This is a genomic window from Microcystis sp. M_QC_C_20170808_M9Col, assembly GCF_007095495.1.
Taxonomy (GTDB): Bacteria; Cyanobacteriota; Cyanobacteriia; order Cyanobacteriales; family Microcystaceae; genus Microcystis; species Microcystis aeruginosa.
Genome location: NZ_SFBZ01000217.1, coordinates 1 through 3,953, shown reverse-complemented (window position 1 = coordinate 3,953; position 3,953 = coordinate 1). Strand labels below are relative to the sequence as shown.

At 41.1% G+C, this 3,953-nt stretch carries 2 protein-coding genes; both read right to left on the bottom strand.

The features are described from left to right. Positions 1 to 218: 218 nt before the first annotated feature. Positions 219 to 2,687 carry an ATP-dependent DNA helicase RecG gene (gene recG / locus EWV68_RS12755; protein WP_287169993.1) on the bottom strand — a complete coding sequence of 823 codons (2,469 nt, stop codon included), beginning with the start codon at positions 2,685 to 2,687 and terminating at the stop codon, positions 219 to 221. 67 nt (positions 2,688 to 2,754) lie between these two features. Then, positions 2,755 to 3,648 carry a hypothetical protein gene (locus EWV68_RS12750; RefSeq protein WP_012268003.1) on the bottom strand — a complete coding sequence of 298 codons (894 nt, stop codon included), beginning with the start codon at positions 3,646 to 3,648 and terminating at the stop codon, positions 2,755 to 2,757. Positions 3,649 to 3,953: the final 305 nt, after the last annotated feature.

Below are 3,953 nucleotides of genomic sequence, written 5' to 3'. Positions count from 1 at the left end.
TAAGCTGGCGATCGCTGACTAGAGTGTGACACTTCATAATTCTTAGTAATCGCTAAAAGTCTTACTATACAAGGGCTAGAGCAACTTTTGATTTCAACGACCAGGGTGCGGAATGTGGGGTAATAGTAAATCCGTTGAGTATGGGCTATGCAAAACGGAGAATAAATAATCAGTTTTTAATAACTGGATTTAGTATTACTGATTACTGAACATCTAAATCAAGTTAAAATATCCGCTCCCAACATCCGTTGATATTTAGCTTCTAAGGCTTGTTTCAAATTGGGCAAAGTGATTAAATGGGGATCATCTAACATAATTTTTTCGGCGGCATCTCTTGCCAAAACTAACACCTCTTGATCCTCGACTAAACTAGCGAGGGCAAAATCTGGTAAACCCGATTGTCGTTGTCCTAAAACTTCCCCCGGACCGCGAAATCGCATATCCATTTCCGAGATAAAAAAGCCGTCTTGGGATTGTTCCAAAACCGTTAATCTTTGACGGGAATTAGCACTATTACTGCCACTTAAAAGTAAACAATAGGATTGATGGGAACCTCTGCCCACGCGCCCCCGTAATTGATGTAATTGTGAAAGGCCAAAACGTTCGGCATTTTCAATTAACATCACCGTGGCATTGGGAACATCCACCCCCACTTCGATAACCGTAGTTGAGACAATAATTTGCAGAATATTATCGCGAAAAGCTGTTAAGATTTCCTCTTTTTCGGCGGAACTCATGCGACCATGGAGTAAACCGATATTAAAATTGGGAAAAATCTTTTCTGATAAATTTTGATATTCTTCCACCGCAGCTCTAACATCTAATTTTTCCGATTCTTCAATCAAGGGAAAAATCACATAAGCTTGTCTGCCTTGGGCAATTTCACGCCGAATTAAATCATAGGCAGCCCTTCTTTGATTCCCATTTAAAGCAGTGGTTTGAATCGGTTGTCTGCCGGGGGGTAATTCGTCAATTTGACTCACATCCAAATCCCCATGGAGGGTTAAAGCTAAAGTACGGGGAATCGGTGTTGCTGTCATGGTTAAAACGTGGGGAGACTCTCCTTTGCTTAATAATCTTGCCCTTTGTTGTACCCCAAAACGATGCTGTTCATCAATAACAACTAAACCTAATTTGCGGAAATTAACTGCATCTTGAATTAGGGCATGAGTTCCCACTAAAAGTGGTAATTCTCCTGTCTCTAATTGGGCGTGAATTTCTCGCCGTTTAGCGGTTTTTGTGGAACCAGTTAATAATTCTACGGGTAAATGTAAGAGATTAAACCAGCTAACTAACTTACGATAATGTTGTTCTGCTAAAACTTCCGTGGGAGCCATTAATGCCGCTTGATAACCGGATTGTAGGGCTGCTAAAATAGCATAAACTCCGACAATTGTTTTGCCAGAACCCACATCCCCCTGCACAAGACGATTCATCGGGGTGCTAGAATCTAAATCCTCTAAAATTTCTTCAATAACTCGTTTTTGAGCATTAGTTAATTGAAAGGGAATTATCTGATTAAATCGATCAATTAATTGACCCTTAGCACTAAAAACAGCACTTTTCTGTGTCTGACGATACTGTTGCCGCCGCCGCAGAAAACCCAATTGTAAAAAGAAGAATTCATCAAAGACTAATCGCCGTCGCGCTTGACTTAGAATCTCGGCATTATTAGGGAAATGAATGTTAGTAATTGCCGTTTTTAAATCGATTAATCCGTATTGTTTTCTTAGACCGAAAGGCAAGGGATCTTTTATCGCCTCTACTGCCCCAAAAGCGGCGACTACAGCCTTTCTAATTAGGTCGGCGGGTACTCCATCGGTGAGGGGATAAACCGGCAGAATACGCCCGATTTTTAAGGACTCAATACTTGCCCCAGAACTGTCTAATAATTCAAATTCAGGATTTTCTAAAGTTAACCCATATTTTCCCGCTTTGACTAAACCACTAACCGCCACCACCGAACCCACCAGATAGAGTTTTTTTTGTCCTTCTTGCCAAGCACGATTAGTATAGCGAGTTCCCGCATAAAAACGGTTTAATTTTATCTGTCCAGTGCGATCCTGTAAGAGCAATTCAAAGATAGCTAACTTGGTATTTTTGGGGCTAGTAAAACAATTACAGCGCTTGACATTCCCCACTAAAGTTACCGTTTCCCCCTCGGTTAAATTAGCGATATTGACTTGACGACTGTAATCAACATGATCCCGGGGATAATAATATAATAAATCTTCAACTTTGTGGAGGTTTAATTTTTCTAAAAGACCAGCTTTTCTCTCTCCCACTTCCGCTAGATATTTCAAGGGTTGTTCGAGGGTAACTTGCCGTGGAGAAATAGCCTTTGCCGTGATGGGAGTGGTATTAATAATTTTCGCCACAGCTGGTTCTTTTGGGGTGGGGGTTGCTTCTAAAGTTTGCCGTAATTGTTGTAAAAAATTGCGAGTTTCGGTGACTAATTGTTGTCTTTGTCTGGGATTAAACTGGGAATATTGGGCAAATTTTTGGGCTAATTCTCGCCAGCGATTTCTCTCACTGGTGGAAATTCCCACGGGAGGATTATCCCCGAAACTAAGACAGAAAAACTCGCTAAAACGGTACTGATTTCCCTGAAGATCGGGATAACCTTTTTCCGCTTCTACAGATAAGGCTTTTTGTAATCTCACCCAGTCGGGTATTTCCCCTTTCATAATTGCCTCTTGATTCCAAATTTCCCAGTATTATGCTTCCCTGATACCCCTGTTTGATCATAACTGATTAATCGTACCAACTACTGCGCCATGCCGCTTCCGCTTGAGCGATAGTATATTCTTTGCGAATACGATGATATTGTTCCCCTAGACGATTTAATTGTTCCCAAAGGGAGCGAATTTGATTTCTTTCCACACTTAAGCGCGTATCAGCAAATTCCAGTTCAGCCATTCGTAGATGAATCGCTGTTACTTTAGTGACTTTGCCACTTGAAAAATCATGCTCATCCCCATCATCTTCATCTTCATCTTTTTCTTCCTCTGGTTCAGGGTTTTTAGCTTCCACTAGAATGTTTAACATATTATTTCCTCCACCTAGGGATTGTCCTTCTTCTCCCGCTTGAATTGCCATATCGATAATTTGACTGGGTAGATGAGGGGGAAGAATATAAGCTTTTTGTAGTTGCTGATTAATTTGTTTAGAGAGATGATTGAGAATCTCGACACAGTTTTTTTCCAGCACTCGACAACAATAAAGTAAAATATCGGGGTTATTAATCTCTCCAGTTGCGGCTAGATTTTCCCGTTTGTCTAGAAAAAGTTTCCAGAAATCTGGGGTGTTAACTGTCTCTGCTGGACTTTTAGAGAATCCTACCCCTGAAAATGCCCCTCGCTCGAAGCTCTGCTCGCCCAATTGCTGTAAACTGGCTTTAGCCTCTTGTCCTAGAGCTTTGATCTCCTCTTGTAGTTTCTGACGATTGCTGTGGGAGAGGGCCAGAAATTCCCCCCCATAGTAACGGGTACAGATATAATACACTGCCCCGATCGCCTGTTTATAGAGAGATTCACCGAGTAAATCAAGATAAATTCGGTATTTTTCTCGCATTCTTTCGGCTAAATTTGCCACTTCCGTTTCTATGTTCTTTAAATCTTGTTGTAGCTTGTTCAGTCTTCCAGTCATAGAGATTTTACCGAGGGAGAAGTTAGCGATCGGCGAACTCTATTATAGCGACTCATTGTCAGCTATAGCGCCCTGACATGGGGGAGATGTTTAGACTCGATCGGTTGTCAGTTATTTTAGCTATTAGCTTTTTGCAGACCAGCTTTTAGCATTTGTTTTGGCAAAGATAACTGCTATAATCAGGCTAATTATAGCAATTCTTGGAGCTATGAAGTACAATGGAAAGCAAATAGACAAATAATAGAACTTACCAGCTTCCTATGAGACCCTATTCCGTAGATTTTCGCCAAAAAATTATCGATGTC

Excerpts from the sequence above, each read along its gene's own strand:
- recG (WP_287169993.1), bottom strand. The coding sequence starts at position 2,687 with ATGAAAGGGGAAATACCCGACTGGGTGAGATTACAAAAAGCCTTATCT.
- EWV68_RS12750 (WP_012268003.1), bottom strand. The coding sequence starts at position 3,648 with ATGACTGGAAGACTGAACAAGCTACAACAAGATTTAAAGAACATAGAA.